The following is a 17,463-nucleotide window of genomic DNA, read 5'->3' as shown; positions in this document are numbered from 1 at the left end:
ATTTCCATCCAAAAAGGCCTTCGCACTGTGTCTCCGTTCTACTTAAGTCCGGCCTAACAAATTTTTCGGATTCTACTGCCCAAGCCCTATTACTGGCTTTAAAAGAAAAATTTTCAGCCGGCATTTTTTGTTACTTTTTGATGCCAAAAAGTAAGAGCCCTTCGGCGGCGGTGAGCCGAGGCAAGACTGTGCTGTATCGCATAAGAAATCAGTTACGTCATTTATATTGATTTTTATAAAATAAATTACCCCTCAGGATGACAATTCGATATTTACTATACAGTCTTTCTTTATGGATTTTCACGGGGAATTTGAAATCAGATCAATCATGTCAATTGATTTAATATCAGATTTTTATCGGTATAATAACTGTCCTAAGTTAAAGAACCAGCGCAGCTATTTCTTCGTCTGATGTTTCCACGCGCCTAACAACTGTTTGAGCTGAAACAAAACCATCAATGGTTAAATTAGTGGCTTTACCCATCACCAAAGCATGATGACCGGTGTTACCTTTGAGTTTCAACGTACTGTTATCCAGTATTTGCGTATATAATCCTTCACTATTGGTATTGATATCTGCTAAGGCGTTGTCCTTAAGGATAATCTGAAGAAACCTGGTGCTAAGCTTTACTTCGGTTTTTACTACTGCGTTTTCATTCGCCTCAATGCGGTAAATATCATTTACATAAATAACAAGTTTACACTTTTCTGGATTAAAGTTGGTAATATGTAGCGCTTCACCCTGCTGGATAACTTTCGCATTTCCTACGTTATCAGCTGCATAAGATATCCCAACGGTTGTTTGCTGAACCAACATCACTTCAACGTTGCCCTTTATTACAATCTTTCTAAAGTTTTGAATCTTATGGAGTATCGTTTTGTTTTTTTCTGCTGCCCTTAAATTGTCTGGGTGGGCAACCGTTAACGTTATTGCTCCGCATACCATGGCGATCATTGTTTTGATTGAAGTTTTCATCATTTGTTTTATGCATTAAATGTTAAATTTCTAGTTCAGATTAGTGTCCCTTAATGTCTGGTAGTTTGCCCGGTTTATTCTATGGCATGCTTAACCAAGCTGGTGCCAAAATATAAATGTGTCATTGAGTGCTTTAAAAGCGGTTTTTTTGCTTCTTACCGTTCTGGTGCTGTTCATTTCCGAACAGTAGCTGTGCAACAGCGGACAGTTTTATGAGGGAAATCTGTTTAATTTCCTGATGATTTTAAACAGAGAAGAGAAGTATGAAGAAGTTTTCATTTTAGCTGCTGGAAATAATTTGCCACTACGGAATTCAGCAATGGTCAGATTTAATCTTATCTTTAACAAGGAATGCTCAAAATACTCCTCCTGGTGATTTACTTCATTAAGACAGAAATCTTGAGATATGATTTTTCTAACCCAATATCCCAAATCGCATGAGAAGCAAAAAATACAGTTATCCAGCTTTTTTTATTTGCCTGATTTATACCCTATTTTCTGGTTTTATTTCGGATAAACCGGCTTATCCGGCTTTAGGCATTGTATCTGGTTTAGCACAAGATAGTTTAGCCTATGCTTCAGGTTTTAAAATGATTGGCGAATCGGTTCCTAAACTGCTTTCGCCCGCATTGACAGATAAACAGTTCGATGCCATTCTAAAAAAAATCAAAGCAGCAAAATGTAAGGTAATAAGCTGTAATCTTTTCTTTCCGTCAGGTATGAAGATTGCCGGACCTGAAGTAAATGAAGAAAAGGTTTTGGCATATGCCGAAACTGTTCTTTCAAGGGCTGGACAGGCTGGGGTAAGGTTTATTGTTTTAGGTAGCTCAGGTGTAAGGAGTATTCCTGAGGGTTATGATATTATTAAGGCGAAATCTGGTTTTGTTGGTTTATGTAAAAAACTAGCACGAATAGCAGGGGAATATAAGGTTACGATTTTGTTGGAAAACCTTGAAACCACCGAAACGAATTTCATCACCTCTTTAAGGTCGGCAGCAGAGATCGTAAGGAAGGTTGACCATCCGAATTTCAGACTTAATGCAGATATTTTTCATATGATGCGGGAAGGGGAATCTCCAAATGAAATTGTTGAGGCTGGTAAATTGATAGAATTTTCGGAAGTTGCGGAAAAAGAAAACAGATCATTGCCAGGTGTAATGGGCGATGATTTTAAACCTTATTTAAATGCCTTGCACAAAATAAATTATAAAGGTTTTATTTTTATAGAAGGCAACATCAAAAATGCGGCAACCGAAATGCCACTTGCTTTCAAATATCTTTCTGCTCAAATTGCTGAAGTATATTTAGAAAAGAAAACAAATTGATGATTTAGCTGCCTCTTGTTAATAAATATGGTATTATTTCAATAATGATACCAGTGATTGCATATCTTGGTTTGTTGCTGCTTTATTGACGTTTGGTGAACGCATTTTAGTTACGTTCAATTCAACGGTTAATGATGGGTTTTCATTTTTGGTAAACGCAGCGATGTCTCTCACCGTACTCGATAACATTTTAAGCGTGAGCATAAACTGGCGGTTGATGTACCAGATCTTTTTAACATCAGTATTTCGCATGGTGTATTCATTGTTCAGACGCTCACTTTGCTCGAATTGGATACTATCTAAAAGAACAAGTTTTGCCGTAATTTGGTCTAAAACGGAATCTGAAAGATTTAATCCCCTAATGCCTATTACCCTATTGTTTTTAACATAATAATCTAAGCCGTTAAAACTAATAAGGGTTAGGTTATTTCTGTTAATCAGGTATTCTGCCTTTGGGATTACATTCTTCAAACGGTTTTTATTAAATGCAACCCGCTGATTTGCCAGCCTGTCAATCATATCATTCCCATTTATTTTTTCTATTTGCCCCAGGATCTCAGATGGCGGGGTTACTAGCTTGTCTTGAGCAAAAACATCACGAGATGACCCAGAAAATGAGGTGATTATAAGAAAAGCTATCGTTATTGACTTGGCAGTTTTCATATCACAAAAATACAAGTATATTTTATTAAACTGTTGTTTTTGTATGTTTAATATTACGTTTTTAGGGCAACTTTGTTCTTTTTTATGTGATAAAAATCAATTTTCTTAAGGGTTACTTCATAATTAAAAAATATACGCCGTTTAATGGGTTGAACAGTTTAAAGTTTTTTGGGCGGAACTTATCATAGTCGATCATTAGTCTTACATTTTTACACCTGGAAATCGCCCGCTAAAAAGGGGAGGTAGAAGCAGCTATCAGGCAGTATTAGTTGAGGAAATAATACAAGAGTGGGAGTATTTACTAAAGGCATCAGCACCAGCATTTACCGGTGGAGCTTAAATTAAGATGGCAGGAAGTGATTGAAGAAGTTATCGCCAGTTCAGATTCCGATGGCATGGTAATATATGAATCGTTTGTAAATTTCGTGTCGTTCAAAAAAATGTTCGAGGAATGCCTGCAAAACCGCAATAAAAAATAATTACTTACCAATTTTAAAGCTTACAATCAGGATTCCGATGAAGATTGTAAGCAGCTCCGGCGCAAGGTTGGAAAGATTGGGTTTTCTTCCCGGCAATTTCTATTTTATCAGTCACGCTGGTTTGCCCTTTAAACGTATTAAGAGCTTTTTACCCGAAATACACTTAATCAGCTGGGATAGTGTGTCCAGTTTTTTCAGTTTTAGGCGCTTTACTTAGTGCGTTTAAAGAAATGCTGATATTTAAAGTATAAAAACCATCTTCGTCAATTCCGGCAACCATTTCGGCATTTTGATGGTAAGCATATTTTAACCGGTTGCGGATGTTATCCATTCCTGAGCCAAAGCCTACCTTGCTTTTGATCAACCTCGGTAAATTACGGCTTTCGATGTGCAGTTTTCCATCAAAAGTGTAAACCGCTATTGTTGCTTTATTTTCTATATCATGAAGGTTTCCATGTTTAAACATATTTTCGAGAATGGTGAGCAAAACCAGTGGGATTAGTTTAATTTCATCAAGATCAGGTGCGCTGGCCAGTTCAATATAAATTGCACCCTGGGTGATCTGGTGCAGAGCAATCAGGTTTTCACACTGTGAAATTTCTTCAGTCAGATGCACAAATCCTTCATTATGCTGTGTATTGGCCGCAAAACGCATCATATCAGAAAGGTAGAGCATTACTTTGGCATCCTCCGGAGCGTAAGTATTTAATTTTTGGTGCACAAATTCAAATGTATTAAAAAGCAGATGTGGGTTAATCTGTGCTTTCATAAAGGCATTTTTTGACATGGCGAGTTCCTTCTCCGTCTTCTCTTTCTCAAGGAGCATCTGGAAACGCTGTTTCTCAATGCGGTATCTTTCCGTCCGCTCACTTATAAACTGCTTTAAAAAATAGTAACCTGTAGAAAAAAGCAGAAAAAAAGAAGATCTCCATAACAGCGTCAGTAAACGTGTTTCTGCCGGTGGTGGTGCAACGGAGATGAAATTGGTATATTTTCTTAAAAAGACATCGAGGTAAAAAACAAAACCAACATATAAAGCAAGTTCCAAAATAACAGACAAAGGGATTTTAAATATTGCATGCCTTGATGAACGTGTTGCTTTTTCGAGTAACCAAACATGGAAATAAAACAGACAGATGTTTATGATATAATGGATTACATAATTACCGAGTTTTCCGAAAACCCCTGATATCAGCCCAACAATAATGGATTCCCAAAAGATAAAAGAGGCCCAGGCGATCAAATGTACCCGATGGCTATAAACCCATCTGTAGACCGTGTTGGGCGTCTGTTTTAATCTATCCATCATGAGATTACTACCATTCATGTAACAACTAAAGTTATAGGGTGCGGCCGCCGCTAGTTTTCGAAAAAAAAAAATTATGAAAACTAAAAAACTTAACAAACGCACCCTGTTTGTATTCAAAAAAAACTATAATAAAGATATGCAATCAGGCACCACCCATTCCGAGCCAACAACAACATCAGTTACCAGTACCATCAGCTCCGGCGTCTTCTATTAGCGGGAACAATTTCAGTAGCCGTCATTTCTTACGGCTACTGATAATTAACCTTTCGGAAATAAAACTTTTAAATTCCTGATGATAAATGTCTCCAACGGTAAAGCTAATGTGGTTGTTCATGGTAATCCTATTACCGTCTATATGCAGAATTTTATCAATAGCCACAATATAACCACGGTGTAACTGTATAAAACCTTTCTTAATGCTAAGCTGTTCACGAACATCTTTTAAGCTTAAGTAAGCAATAATTACTTTATTTACGGTATGTAGTTTAATGTAATTATGAAAACTCTCAAAAGCAATAATATCCTCATATTTTACCATTACCGCCCGGTGTTCCTCCTCCTTGTTTTTAACCAGGAAATAATCTTCATTGGCTCCGCCCGTCATCTCATGCCCAAAAAGCCGGGTAATGGTTGTTGCAAATTTAGCATAGCTATATGGTTTTAGCAAATAAGCATCTCCGGCAGCTTCAAAAGCATCAAAAGCATATTGCTGATGAGAAGTGGTAAAAATGAGTTTTCTGGTTCTGAACCGGATGGCTTTGGCCAGTTCGAGCCCTGAAATTTGTGGCATTTCCACATCCATAAAAATTACATCAACCGTTTCCGAACTAGCCAGTTCCCTTAAAGCAGTAATGGGATCAGTAAATTGCTGCACAAGCCGCATGTTTGGCGTATCTTCTATATATTTTTGTAGCCCTGCTAAGGAACTATACTGGTCGTCTATGGCTATGCACTTAATCATCTTCAAAATATCTGGTTCTCTTGTAACGAAATTACGCCTTTTTGTAACGAAAAAGGTACTATCTGTACGCAATAATTTTAAGTATTGTTCTTATATATTAAATTAACGTAAATGCTGGTTAATTAGGTTTAACTGATGCAGGTAATAGTTATAATCCATAAAACATTCTAGAATAAGGGTATTTGCGACTATTGATTTTCTAATCAATATATAATTTTAATTGAATTAAGAGCATATGCACATCCGTTTTGTTACCAGAATATACAAACTCCTACGCGGCTGTAATTAGGGCTGTCTGATTGGGCGTATGACCCTTTATGTTGGTTAAGCGTCATATGTATTCATTTCACGCAGACTTAGGTTTTATTAAAGATATTTTTGCAATATAAATTTATCCTTTTAACTTATGTCACCTCACTTATTGAAAAATATATCTTATTCCGTACTCGATCTTGCAACGGTGTTAGATGGGTTTAGTGCTGCAGATACCTTTAGAGCCAGCCGTGATTTAGCTCAGCAGTCTGAAGCTTTGGGTTATACCCGTTACTGGTTTGCCGAGCATCATAATATGGCTGGTGTGGCCAGTTCGGCAACGGCAGTGCTTATTGGTTTTATTGCCGGTAACACCAAAAGTATACGTGTAGGTTCCGGAGGCATTATGTTGCCAAATCATGCGCCCTTAATTGTGGCAGAACAATTTGGTACATTGGCTTCACTTTACCCTAACCGCATTGACCTGGGTTTGGGCAGGGCGCCCGGAACCGATCAGATTACTGCAATGGCCATCCGTGGCGAAAATTTTAATGCAGTTCACAATTTCCCGAGGGATATCGAGAAACTACAACAATTTTTCTCTTCGGGTAATAACCGCGCAAGTGTAAGGGCCATACCAGGAGAAGGCTTGGATATACCCATCTGGATTTTAGGATCCAGTACCGACAGCGCACGCTTAGCAGCAGAAAAAGGACTTCCTTATGCGTTTGCCAGTCATTTTGCACCAACTTATTTCGAACAGGCAGTTTCGATTTACAAAAATAACTTTAAGCCATCTGAATTTTTGCAGGAGCCTTATGTAATGGCTTGCGTAAATGTAGTCGCTGCTGATACAGATGAGGAGGCAGAACGTTTATCGAGTTCGGTAAAACGGATGTTTCTGGGTGTAATAACCGGTAGAAGAGAAATGCTCAAACCAGCTGTTGACGATATCAATGTGTATTGGGACCGTATGGAAAAAGAAGCCGTTGAGCAGATGTTATATTACTCTTTTATTGGTAGCGCCGAAACCATTAAAGAAAATTTAACAGCTTTCGTATCAAAATATGGCATAAATGAGGTAATGAGTACCTCGCATATATACGATCGCAAGGCAAAATTGCATTCAAATGAAATTTTTGCGGGATTGTTTGGATAAAAATAGGATTTCCCCGCAAATCACTTCTATCCGTAGTGTTAAGCATAGCCTCACTACGGATTAGCAATGGGTTTAAGTTTAACAAAGGTTAATAACGAGTCGGACACCTGGCTTTTTTACATTTCATATCAGAGCTTGCAGTGTGCACTAACTTTTGTTTTTAAACCCTAAGGGATTAGAGTGAAATAACCCGGAGTGCAGCGAGGACTATAAGCGGAAGCGGGGCTTCATACCGTCTAGAACCACCGGGCTTTCATTTGCTAATGCTATAAATTTATCCATATCAGTTAGTTAGACAACAATTAGTAGGACAATTATCTTATAGAAGATGCTGCTGACAGGCCTGAAGATTGATTCAATTTTCCGTTGCCAGTCTAACTTTGCCATCATACATTTCCCATCTTACATCCTTTCTATCTTTTTCTGTTTAAGATTTATTAATAATAAGGGAATATTGAGCTGGTAGCTTTGCTGCGAAAAAAGCAGTATCCCTTGAGCGAAACTTTACTTTCATCTTTACGGCGCGGAAGTCATCAGGCCATGGCAGAAATCTACCAGCTACATTGGGGAGATATTTTTGACGTTGCGCTTAAAAAAACGGGTGATGAAGCCCTTGCGCAAGATATTACCCAGGAGATTTTTATTTCGCTATGGGAAAACCATAAAACGATTAAGCTTTCATCAAGCTTAGGTGCCTACCTGCATGGTGCTGTAAAGTATAAAGTAATCAACTATTTCAGATCAGGTAATCTTAAAGCGCATCACTACACGGCGCTTAGCGCACTAATGGATGAAAAAGATACCATTGCTGCAGATCATAAACTGATTTTAAAAGAGCTTCATCTTGAAGTAGATGCTGCCATTGCATTACTGCCCGAAAAAATGCAACAGGTTTTTTCCATGAGCAGAAAACAAGATAAATCGATCAAAGAAATCGCTTCAGATCTGGATATTTCGGTCCAGACCGTAAAAAATCAGATTTCTGCTGCTTTAAAACTGCTCAAAAAAAGCCTTTCTTATATTTTATTAATTGCTGTATTGATCAGCTTAACATAAAGTTAATTTACTGATAACATTTTTGGTTAGTACCAGTCTGCTTTTCAACTGACATGTATTTAAATGACAGAAGAACAGGCAAAAGAACTGCTGCAGAAATATCTCGATCAGCAGGCGAATCAGGAAGAACAAAAAAAGGTTGAGGAATGGTATGCCGCACTCCATATAAAAGATACGGCCATACCGGCAGACCGTAAAGCAAAGATAGGGGCACAAATGTTTGCACATCTGCAGGTTGCTATGCGCAATGAACCGAAAACAGGCCAGATATTGAAGCTCCGGTCTTTTATCAGGGTTGCAGCCGCTGTACTCTTCATGGTTACACTAGGCATAACGATTTGGACACTGAACACTAAAAAGCCGTCCGGTAATCAGATTACGCTGGTTACCGGAAGTACACAACAGAAGCGAATCATTTTATCTGATGGTTCTGTGGTGTTGTTAGGTCCGTCTGCAAAACTCTGCTATCCTAAAGTATTTGCTTCAAATAGCCGTCAGATTGAATTAAAGGAGGGAGAAGCATTTTTCGATATTGCCCATCAGGAAAAGAGACCATTTACGGTACATACAAGCGCCGGAATTAACATTAAAGTTTTAGGGACCGCTTTCAGCGTCAAATCTTATCAGGCCAGTAAACAGCTTGAAGTTGCCGTGGTTACGGGTAAAGTTGCGGTCAGCGATCAAAAAGGTAACCTGGGTACGCTGGTTAAGGATGAATCATTAACTTATGATAAAAATGCCGGCAGTGCTGCCATCCGTAAAATCAAAGCACCTGCTTTTATCGAATTTGCTTTTGACGGAGCAAGACTGGATGAAGTGATTACCAAACTCCAATATGTTTACAGCATTAAAATTTTGCTTAGCGATAAAAGTTTGGGTAAGCTTAAAACAACCGCTTCTTTCAGTAGCAAACAATCACCAGATGAGATTTTGGATATTATCTGTAGTCTCCATCAGCTCAGGTTCAATGCATCAAAAAATCACAAAACATTTAATATATACCGATGAGATAGAGATATGATCTGGAAATTTTCTGCGGTACCGATCAGATCGGCTGCCCCAATTTTTCTTCCTGGCAATAAAGCCAGTATAATTAAAGCTTTACAAAATAAAATCAAACAAATTAAGCAATGAAAACAACCTCCGCTAAGCGGACACCAGCTCTTTACAAGATCATGAAATACTCATGTTTAACATTTACCATCCTCTGCTTTTTTTGCAGCTCTATCCTCGCTTCAGCAGGTATGGCCCAAAAATTAGAGAAAACCACAGTTAGCATTAATATCCATAAGGGCCGTAAGATGACCGAGATCATCAAAGAAATCGAATCCCGTACCGGACTCAGTTTTGTGTACAATCCAGATCACCTACAACAAAAGAATATGTTGGTAAGCGGCGATTTTACCACCGAGCCTGTAAGATCACTTTTAGACCGGCTTGGTTTACAGGTGCTGGAGAAAGGCGGATATGTAATTTTGAATAATGCCGTAATGAACAAACCAGATCGGGTTGTTACAGGTATCGTGCGTGATACCACAGGTTTAGTTCTTCCAGGTGTTTCGGTAAAAGTATTGGGTACACAAAGCGGAACCATTACTGATGGAAACGGCGCTTACCGAATCGCAGTTGGCGCTGATGCAGTGCTTTCCTTTTCGATGATCGGTTTTCAGACCAGGGAAGCAAGAGTGGGCGAAGAGCTGGTGATCAATATGGTTTTAAAAGAAGAACGCTCTACACTAGCAGAGGTAGTGGTTGTGGGTTATGGTACACAGAAAAAAGAAACCTTAACCGGGGCAGTCAGTATTGTTGGCCTGGATAAACTTTCTTCACGTTCATTAAACAGTGTAGGTGAGGTGCTGGCCGGAAAATCACCGGGCGTAATTGTCACTAATGAGGGTGGCGATCCAACTTCTGCACCACGTATCAACATCCGCGGTGCGGGCGGTATTAATGGGGAAAATGTACTTTATGTAATCGATGGATCCATATTTTCAGGTACGCCACAACTTAACCCTAACGATATTGAATCGATATCCGTACTGAAAGATGCTTCTGCGGCCATTTACGGCGCAAGGGCTTCGGGTGGCGTGGTATTAATTACCACCAAAAAGGGCAAAAGCGGAAAAATGCAGATCAGTTTTGACGCCAAAGTTGGCCAGCAAAGCGCCTGGAAAAAACTGGAGCCTTTAAATGCACAACAGCGTGCACAGGTGGCGGCAACTGCAGCAAAAAATGGCGGTACTAATCTGTTACCGGCTTTTGACCCTGCAAAATATCCCGATGGACAGATTACCCGTACCAACTGGATGGACGAAGTGTTTAGAGATGGATTATTACAGGATTACAATGCAGCGATAAACGGTGGGAGCGAAAAATCTAACTATTATCTTAGCTTTAACTACCGTAACGCGGAAGGTATTGTGTTAAATACCAAAACCAAACGTTATAATTTTAGGATCAATACTGAGCATGAGGTAACCAATTGGTTAAAAATAGGCGAAAACCTTTCGTACAGTAGCACCAACGGAAATGGAGCTAACACCAGCAGCGATTACACAGGTGCTTTACTTTCCGCCATTTATTATCCAACCAATGGTACACCTTACAATGCCGATGGCAGTTTTGCAGGTTTGCCGGGGCCATATGCCGGAGATTACGGCGATATTATTAATCCGGTTGCCGAACTGATGCGTATTGATGTCAACAATCCGGTAAATGTGCTGGTGGTTAATCCTTATGCTAACCTTAAATTGGCCAAAGGTTTAACTTTCAGATCGAATTTAAGTGTGACCAAATCAGATGCTGCCTTTAAAAGCTTTACACCAAAAAGACCAGAAGTTGGAAAACCGGTACTAAGCAATAGTTTGGTAGAAAGAAGCGATAAAGCAACAGACTTTTTAGCAGAACAGGTTTTAAACTATAAAACGTCTTTTGCGCAGCATCAGTTAGAATTTACCGGTGGTTATACTTTTCAGAAAACGAAAAGCAGCGGTTTGTATGCGTCGGCTTCGGGTTTTGACGACGAGTCAAAACAATACAGGTATTTGGCAAATGGAACAATACCACAGCCTTCTTCCAGTTATTTTGATGCAAAAGCACTTTCATCATTGTTTTTCAGGGTAAATTACAACTATGGCGAAAAGTATCTTTTATCGTTGATCGGTCGCCGTGACGGATCATCCATGTTGGCCAAAGAAAACCGGTTCAGAAATTACGGATCTGTTTCTGCAGGTTGGGTAGTGAGTAAAGAAGATTTCTTAAAAGATGCACGCTGGTTAAATGAGTTTAAACTCAGGGGTAGTTATGGTATTTTAGGAAATCTGGGCAGTCTTTCACCTTCTGCAGTAAATCCGTTATTAAATCCCACGCAGAGTTACTTCGGGCAATCGCCTGCTTTACAGAACGGCTATATACAGACTGTTCTGGCCAACAAAAATCTCACATGGGCCGAATCCAAACAAACCAATATCGGGCTTGACTTAACGGTTTTAAACCGATTGAGTTTAGTGGCTGATTATTTTATTAAGGAAACCGATAAAATGATCCTGAACAGAACGCTGCCGGGAACAGCTGGTTTAAACATCCAAACCATTAATGCCGGTATAGTAAAAGATAAAGGTATTGAGTTGGGTTTAACTTATAACAGTGATAAAAAAGCAGCTTTTACTTATTCTGTAAATGCTACCTTAACAAAGGTTAACAATAAGATACAGGAGCTTATCCCTGGTATAGAAAACCAAACGGTATCTACTAATTTCAGAAATGAACTTGCTCCTTTAACCAATAGGGTAGGACAGCCGTTGTATAGTTATTTTGTGTTAAAAACGGATGGTATTTTCCAGAGCCAGACAGAAGCTGATAACTATAAAAATGCAAAGGGACAAAAGATACAGCCAAATGCAAAAGCAGGCGATTTTAAATTTGTAGATATTAACGGCGATGGATCAATTGACAGCAAAGACCGTTATTTTGCGGGCAGTGCCTATCCTGATTTCTCTTATGGATTAAGTTTCAATGCAAGCTATAAAAATTTCGATTTCAATATTTTTGCGCAAGGTGTGCAGGGTAACAAGTTGTTTAATGCTGTAAAACGTACTACTTACAGCGCTTCCGGACCTTCTTACAACAAACTGGCTGGCATTCTGGATGCATGGTCGCCGGAAAATCCAGGGGGCAAAGTGCCGGTTATTTCAACCAGCGATGCCAATGGAAACTTTGCAGCTTCTGATTTTTATATAGAAGATGGTTCTTACCTGCGTATCCGTAACGTAACCTTCGGTTACAGTTTGCCGAAATCGATCGCTAATAAATTAAAAACAGGCGCTGTAAGGATTTATGCTACGGCAAACAATCTTTTTACCATTACCAAATATTCCGGTTTTGATCCCGAAATAGGAATGGACAACAACGGAGTGGATGTTGGTCGTTATCCTCAGGCCAGAAGCTTTATCCTTGGTTTAAGCGTAAATTTATAATCACAAAAACAATGAAAAAGAATTTAAAATATATGGCATTTGCCGCCCTTGCTGTTTTCTCTTCCTGCACAAAACAGCTTGATATTATACCGGAAGGCTCTCCATCGGCACAGAATTTCTGGAAAACCAAAGAAGATGCCTTAAAAGCCGAGGGCGGAATGTACGAACTCTATAATGCCGAAGATTTTTACGGACGTGGAATGTTCTGGTTCATCAATGCCAGCGACGATATGGTTACCGGCCGGAACAAACCGGAGGCTGATAATATTAAAAATTTTAACCGTACTTATGTAGGTGGAGGTTATACCGAATCGCAGTGGAGTATGCGTTATGCCATTATCAAACGTGCAAACGATATCATCACCAATGTGCCCAACATCAATATGGACGAAAGTTTAAAGAAACAGATTATAGGCGATGCTTATTTTAATGCGGGTTTGGTATATTTCCAGCTGGCAGCCAATTACGGAAATGATAAAGCGGGTGTGCCAATTGTTAAGCCCGAAACCGATGCATCACAGCCCATTCCCCGTGCTAACAATGTAAATGAAAACTACGATTATATTATTTCGCTTCTGTTAAAAGCTGCAGATAACCTTCCGTTTTTTTCGGCAATGAAAGCTGCTGATTATGGTAAAGCACACAAAACAGCTGCATGGGCTTATTTATCTAAGGTTTACCTATTTAAAAAGGATTATGCCAATGCCGCTAAGTATGCCGATATGGTTATTAATTCAGGGCAGCATGATCTGATCAGTACAGGATTTGCCGATGTTTTTAAGGCTTCAAACAATTGGTCTAAAGAATATATCTGGTCGGTTGTTTGTACACCTAGCGGTGGCGGAACAGGATGGGGAAGCAAGTTGCCTGGTGTAATGTTAACCAATAAAGCATGGGGTATTTATAATGGATGGGGTTATTACCTGCCAACCAAAGAACTTTACGATTCATATGAAGCTGGCGATCAACGCAGGGAAGCTACCATTTTGAAACCTGGCGATAAATTTATGTTTTTTGGAGCCGAGCGCAGCTTTACCAAAGATGGAGGCGCAACTTCAAATTACCAGTTTAAAAAATACATGGAGCCGTTTTCTTACGCTAACCCGATTCCCACACACGTTAATCCAAACGGGGATAATGGGACGACTGATTTAAATGTGCCATTAATGCGTTATGCCGAAGTATTACTGATCAAAGCAGAAGCGGCCATTAACCTGAGTGGTGCAGGCGCGGGCGATACCGAACTGAACAAAATCAGGCGAAGAGCCGGTTTAGGTGCTAAAACGGGAATGACTATAGATGACCTTAAACGCGAACGCCGGAATGAGCTTGCCGGAGAATGGGCAGATCGTCACCGCGATTTAGTGAGATGGGGCGATGCACAAGCCACATATGCCAAACCGTTGCACGATTATGATGGAACTGTAATTTGGCCCGCAAGAACTTTCAATCCTCAGGTACATGATGTTTGGGCCGTGCCACAGAGAGAAATTGATAACAGTGCAGGTGTAATTAAACAAAATCCGGGATGGTAAAAAAAATAGGGATCAACTTTGCAGCGCTGGCCTTTGTGCTGGGGCTGCAAAGCACATCTGCCCAGGTAAAGCTAAATGCAAATCATGGCCATAGCCATAACGATTATAAGCAGGAAATTCCGCTTCTTACCGCATATTATGCCGAAATGGGGTCAATTGAGGCAGATGTGTTTTTAAAGGATGGCGAATTGTATGTAGCCCACGAGGCTTCAGAAATTAAACCGGATTTTACACTTAAAAAGGTATACCTCGATCCGCTAGCCCGGTTTTTTAAAGCAAAAGGGAATCATCCTTACACCAATGCAGCCCTAAAACTGCAGTTGGTGGTTGATGTAAAGGAAGATTACCAGCATGTGCTCCCCATATTGTTAAAAGAACTTGAAGGTTATCCCGAAGTATTTGACGCAAAAAAGAATGCCAATGCGATTAAAGTAGTCATTAGTGGCGATATGCCTGCTCCTGCCGATTTTAAAGATTATGATGAGAAATTATCTTTTGATGGCAGGCCTGCAACGGTTTATACGGATGCCCAATTGGAAAGGGTAGCGATGATCAGCGATGATTTAAAAAATCATACCGTATGGAATGGCAAAGGCAACCCGACCAAAACAGATGAAGCGAAGATGAGAGCTGCCATCACACAGGCACATCAAAAAGGCAAACCTTTTCGCTTTTGGGCTTCGCAGGATAGTCCGAACACCTGGGTTGTACTCGAAAGGCTCGGCGCAGACTGGATTAATACCGATCAGCCCGCCAAATTGAGAAATTTTTATCTACATCAGGATAAACTGATTTACACCAATCCAAAACCCTATATCCCTTATACCCCAACTTACAAAACCGACGGACAAAACAAGGTACCAAAAAAAGTCATTTTGTTAATTGGCGATGGGATGGGACTGGCTGCCATCCACGCGGGTTTGATTGCCAATCATGGCGATCTGAACATGGCAAAGTTCCATTACATAGGCTTTTCTGAAACCGCTGCTGCAGATGCAGGAAATACCGATTCGGCTGCGGGTGGTAGCGCGATGGCCATTGGTTATAAAACCAATAACCGTTATATCGGAATTGGTCCAGATGATCAGTATAAAATCAATTTGGTTGATACTTTATCCACCTTCGGTATCAAAAGTGGCATCATTACGGCTGGCGATCTGACCGATGCAACACCAGCCGTTTTTTACGCTCATCAGCTTGATCGTTCTTATAATGGCGCAATCGCCAATGATTTGTTACGTAGCAAGGCCGAAGTTTTAGTGGGTTCCAACCGCAAAGCTTTCGAACAGAATAAAAATAGCAGGCTTTTGGCAGATCTAAAGGATAAAGGTTTTCAGATAACCCATAATTTAACCGATTTTGAAAAGCTGCAGGATGGAAAACAATTGGTTTTATTGGATGATTCGGCAACCAGACCGGTGATAAAAGGCAGGGGAGATATGCTTAAAAAATCATTATCCCATACCCTGCAGGTTTTATCAAAAAACAAAGCTGGTTTCTTTATCATGGCCGAAGGTGCACAGATTGACTATGGTGGTCACACGAACGATCTGCCTTATCTGGTTACCGAATTGCTCGATTTCGATCGTACCGTTGCCGAGGCACTTCGCTTTGCTGATCAGGATGGAGAAACTTTGGTTGTCGTAACTGCCGATCATGAAACAGGCGGATTGACGCTTTTAGACGGGGCTGCCGAAAAAGGAATGGTAAGGGGCGAATTTAGCACTAACGATCATACGGGGATTATGGTTCCTGTTTTTGCCTATGGCCCGGGTTCCCAAAATTTCAGTGGCACTTATCCTAATAATCAAATATTTCATAAAATCATTAAAGCCTATCACTTGTTAAAGGCCCAATAAATAAAGCAAATATACCTGTATAGCGGTGTCAGCACATGCCATGACGCCGCTATATTTTTTTATATGGTATCATAATGAGGTTATAGTTTTTATTTAAGTGAAGGATAATAAACACTCAATTAGATTGGGTTATGTGTTACTTAAGTGGCAGCTGCGCATGCCATTCTGAACACCGTGATGGATTTTTTACGGAAAGCTATATGAATCTATAAATGTCAATCATCAGGCAGGATAATGCATACGAGTAATCCGCAAATAAGTTCCTGAACCAGCAAAATAGATTTAACTAAAACTGTGAAGAAATCAGGGCGTTGCTTTCCACAGGTGTGGAGGGTTTGAACCTTATTAAAAAATACATAAGTGAGTGTTGCTGTCTGATTAGTAAGTTGAATGTTACCGTAATTTTACCTTTTTATGTCTTTTTGTATAGATTCAAATTAAGATTATATTAAGTTTGATGTAACCTATCTATATCCGCTTATGTATTACAGTTGTGCAATTGTTGACGACGAACAGCATGCCATTGATGTACTTCATGATTATATTGAAGACACCCGTTTTTTAAAGCTGTCTAACACCTTCGATAACCCTGTTGATGCACTAAACACAATCAGTGCAGGCGATCAAATCGACTTTCTTTTCTTAGATATTGATATGCAGGGGATGAAAGGTACTGAACTGTCTCAGCATCTTCGCTCCAAGGCTAGGTTTGTGATCTATGCCTCCTCGCACCTTGAAAATGAAGTGAGAAGAATTGATTCCAACTTTGAATGTTATCTCGGCAAACCGATCTCGATGAAGCGTTTTACCGGTACAATTGACAAACTGCTGCGGCTTAATAATTTGCCGATAAACAATTGAGACCGTTATGATCCAACTTACTTACCTTTTTGAACAGGAGTTTTTAGAAGATATTCCCTACCAGCTGATGCGTGCAGGCATGAAGGATCCCTGGCTGGTATTATCTGGCTGTAAAGTGCTGGGAATTATTGATAAGGTTGAGGGGAACTGGACCCAGATTGTGGGTGAAGATATCCCTTTACTGGCTATTGACAAAATCGGTAGTTTAATAGATACGCAGCAGTTTAGCTGGTTGCCGGATCTGATTAAAAAGCAATGGCCAAATTATGTGCTTGATGTAATCGTTGAAAATTTGCAGCGTTACGAAATAATTTGCCATAAAGAGGCTTGTAACCAGCGGTTTAAACAACGTTTTACCTTGGGTATACACGCATTGGCCGAGCGCGAATCGGCTCTTGTTTTCAACGTGCGCTGCTTTCAGAAATCAGATTCCTACGTGGTAATCAAGGCGCCCGCAATTGATCGGTACGCCTAACATTCAATTATTTATGGTTTTTGAAGGAGACGATGCTTAACGTTAGGCATAAGCATTTGCTTACAGAAAATAAAATCA

The 17,463-nt window shown here is 39.8% G+C and carries 13 protein-coding genes; 9 read left to right on the top strand and 4 right to left on the bottom strand.

The features are described 5' to 3' along the window. Positions 1-379 precede the first annotated feature (379 nt). A complete protein-coding gene (locus QZ738_RS00285; RefSeq protein ID WP_293782784.1) occupies positions 380-979 on the bottom strand; it encodes a DUF2807 domain-containing protein in 600 nt (199 codons plus the stop codon). Positions 980-1,413: 434 nt separating this feature from the next. Between QZ738_RS00285 and QZ738_RS00280 the strand changes: the two genes are divergently transcribed. Beyond that, the gene (locus QZ738_RS00280; protein ID WP_293782782.1) at positions 1,414-2,301 is read left to right on the top strand and encodes a sugar phosphate isomerase/epimerase; all 888 of its coding nucleotides are present in this window, start codon (positions 1,414-1,416) and stop codon (positions 2,299-2,301) included. Between the two features lie 33 nt (positions 2,302-2,334). Here QZ738_RS00280 and QZ738_RS00275 read toward each other — a convergent pair whose 3' ends face one another. The 3 genes from QZ738_RS00275 to QZ738_RS00265 form a co-directional block, all read right to left on the bottom strand. Then, positions 2,335-2,964 carry a hypothetical protein gene (locus QZ738_RS00275; protein WP_293782780.1) on the bottom strand — a complete coding sequence of 210 codons (630 nt, stop codon included), beginning with the start codon at positions 2,962-2,964 and terminating at the stop codon, positions 2,335-2,337. Positions 2,965-3,606: 642 nt separating this feature from the next. After that, complete coding sequence (locus QZ738_RS00270) at positions 3,607-4,770, bottom strand: sensor histidine kinase (RefSeq protein WP_293782778.1); 1,164 nt, start codon at positions 4,768-4,770, stop codon at positions 3,607-3,609. 217 nt (positions 4,771-4,987) lie between these two features. Beyond that, positions 4,988-5,713, bottom strand: coding sequence for a LytTR family DNA-binding domain-containing protein (locus QZ738_RS00265; protein ID WP_293782776.1), 726 nt, complete (start codon positions 5,711-5,713; stop codon positions 4,988-4,990). Between the two features lie 406 nt (positions 5,714-6,119). On the opposite strand from QZ738_RS00265, the gene QZ738_RS00260 reads away from it, so the two are divergent. From QZ738_RS00260 to QZ738_RS00225, 8 genes are all read left to right on the top strand, one after another. Beyond that, positions 6,120-7,124 (top strand): LLM class flavin-dependent oxidoreductase, encoded by a 1,005-nt coding sequence (locus tag QZ738_RS00260; RefSeq protein WP_293782774.1) that lies wholly within the window; start codon positions 6,120-6,122, stop codon positions 7,122-7,124. A gap of 492 nt (positions 7,125-7,616) precedes the next feature. Next, the gene (locus QZ738_RS00255; protein ID WP_293782772.1) at positions 7,617-8,180 is read left to right on the top strand and encodes an RNA polymerase sigma factor; all 564 of its coding nucleotides are present in this window, start codon (positions 7,617-7,619) and stop codon (positions 8,178-8,180) included. A gap of 63 nt (positions 8,181-8,243) precedes the next feature. Continuing rightward, positions 8,244-9,188 carry a FecR family protein gene (locus QZ738_RS00250; protein ID WP_293782770.1) on the top strand — a complete coding sequence of 315 codons (945 nt, stop codon included), beginning with the start codon at positions 8,244-8,246 and terminating at the stop codon, positions 9,186-9,188. A 122-nt stretch (positions 9,189-9,310) separates the two neighbouring features. Next, entirely contained in the window at positions 9,311-12,655 is a 3,345-nt protein-coding gene (locus QZ738_RS00245; RefSeq protein WP_293782768.1) for a TonB-dependent receptor, read from the top strand. Positions 12,656-12,666: 11 nt separating this feature from the next. Continuing rightward, positions 12,667-14,190 (top strand): RagB/SusD family nutrient uptake outer membrane protein, encoded by a 1,524-nt coding sequence (locus tag QZ738_RS00240; protein ID WP_293782766.1) that lies wholly within the window; start codon positions 12,667-12,669, stop codon positions 14,188-14,190. Further along, positions 14,184-16,049, top strand: a complete 1,866-nt coding sequence (locus QZ738_RS00235) for an alkaline phosphatase (RefSeq protein ID WP_293782764.1) — start codon at positions 14,184-14,186, stop codon at positions 16,047-16,049. The genes QZ738_RS00240 and QZ738_RS00235 overlap by 7 nt, the downstream gene beginning before the upstream one ends. Positions 16,050-16,529: 480 nt before the next feature. Further along, complete coding sequence (locus QZ738_RS00230) at positions 16,530-16,910, top strand: response regulator (RefSeq protein WP_293782762.1); 381 nt, start codon at positions 16,530-16,532, stop codon at positions 16,908-16,910. Positions 16,911-16,917: 7 nt separating this feature from the next. Further along, positions 16,918-17,385: a hypothetical protein gene (locus tag QZ738_RS00225; RefSeq protein WP_293782761.1), complete on the top strand. Its 468-nt coding sequence runs from the start codon at positions 16,918-16,920 to the stop codon at positions 17,383-17,385. Positions 17,386-17,463: the final 78 nt, after the last annotated feature.

The organism is uncultured Pedobacter sp. (genome assembly GCF_913776295.1).
Classification (GTDB): domain Bacteria; phylum Bacteroidota; class Bacteroidia; order Sphingobacteriales; family Sphingobacteriaceae; genus Pedobacter.
The sequence above is the reverse complement of the archived record's forward strand: the minus strand, read 5'-3'. Positions and strand labels throughout refer to the sequence as shown.

Bases quoted from the DNA above. Each gene is read 5' to 3' on its own strand.
- QZ738_RS00285 (WP_293782784.1), bottom strand. From the start codon at position 979: ATGATGAAAACTTCAATCAAAACAATGATCGCCATGGTATGCGGAGCA.
- QZ738_RS00280 (WP_293782782.1), top strand. From the start codon at position 1,414: ATGAGAAGCAAAAAATACAGTTATCCAGCTTTTTTTATTTGCCTGATT.
- QZ738_RS00275 (WP_293782780.1), bottom strand. From the start codon at position 2,964: ATGAAAACTGCCAAGTCAATAACGATAGCTTTTCTTATAATCACCTCA.
- QZ738_RS00270 (WP_293782778.1), bottom strand. From the start codon at position 4,770: ATGAATGGTAGTAATCTCATGATGGATAGATTAAAACAGACGCCCAAC.
- QZ738_RS00265 (WP_293782776.1), bottom strand. From the start codon at position 5,713: ATGATTAAGTGCATAGCCATAGACGACCAGTATAGTTCCTTAGCAGGG.
- QZ738_RS00260 (WP_293782774.1), top strand. From the start codon at position 6,120: ATGTCACCTCACTTATTGAAAAATATATCTTATTCCGTACTCGATCTT.
- QZ738_RS00250 (WP_293782770.1), top strand. From the start codon at position 8,244: ATGACAGAAGAACAGGCAAAAGAACTGCTGCAGAAATATCTCGATCAG.
- QZ738_RS00245 (WP_293782768.1), top strand. From the start codon at position 9,311: ATGAAAACAACCTCCGCTAAGCGGACACCAGCTCTTTACAAGATCATG.
- QZ738_RS00240 (WP_293782766.1), top strand. From the start codon at position 12,667: ATGAAAAAGAATTTAAAATATATGGCATTTGCCGCCCTTGCTGTTTTC.
- QZ738_RS00235 (WP_293782764.1), top strand. From the start codon at position 14,184: ATGGTAAAAAAAATAGGGATCAACTTTGCAGCGCTGGCCTTTGTGCTG.
- QZ738_RS00230 (WP_293782762.1), top strand. From the start codon at position 16,530: ATGTATTACAGTTGTGCAATTGTTGACGACGAACAGCATGCCATTGAT.
- QZ738_RS00225 (WP_293782761.1), top strand. From the start codon at position 16,918: ATGATCCAACTTACTTACCTTTTTGAACAGGAGTTTTTAGAAGATATT.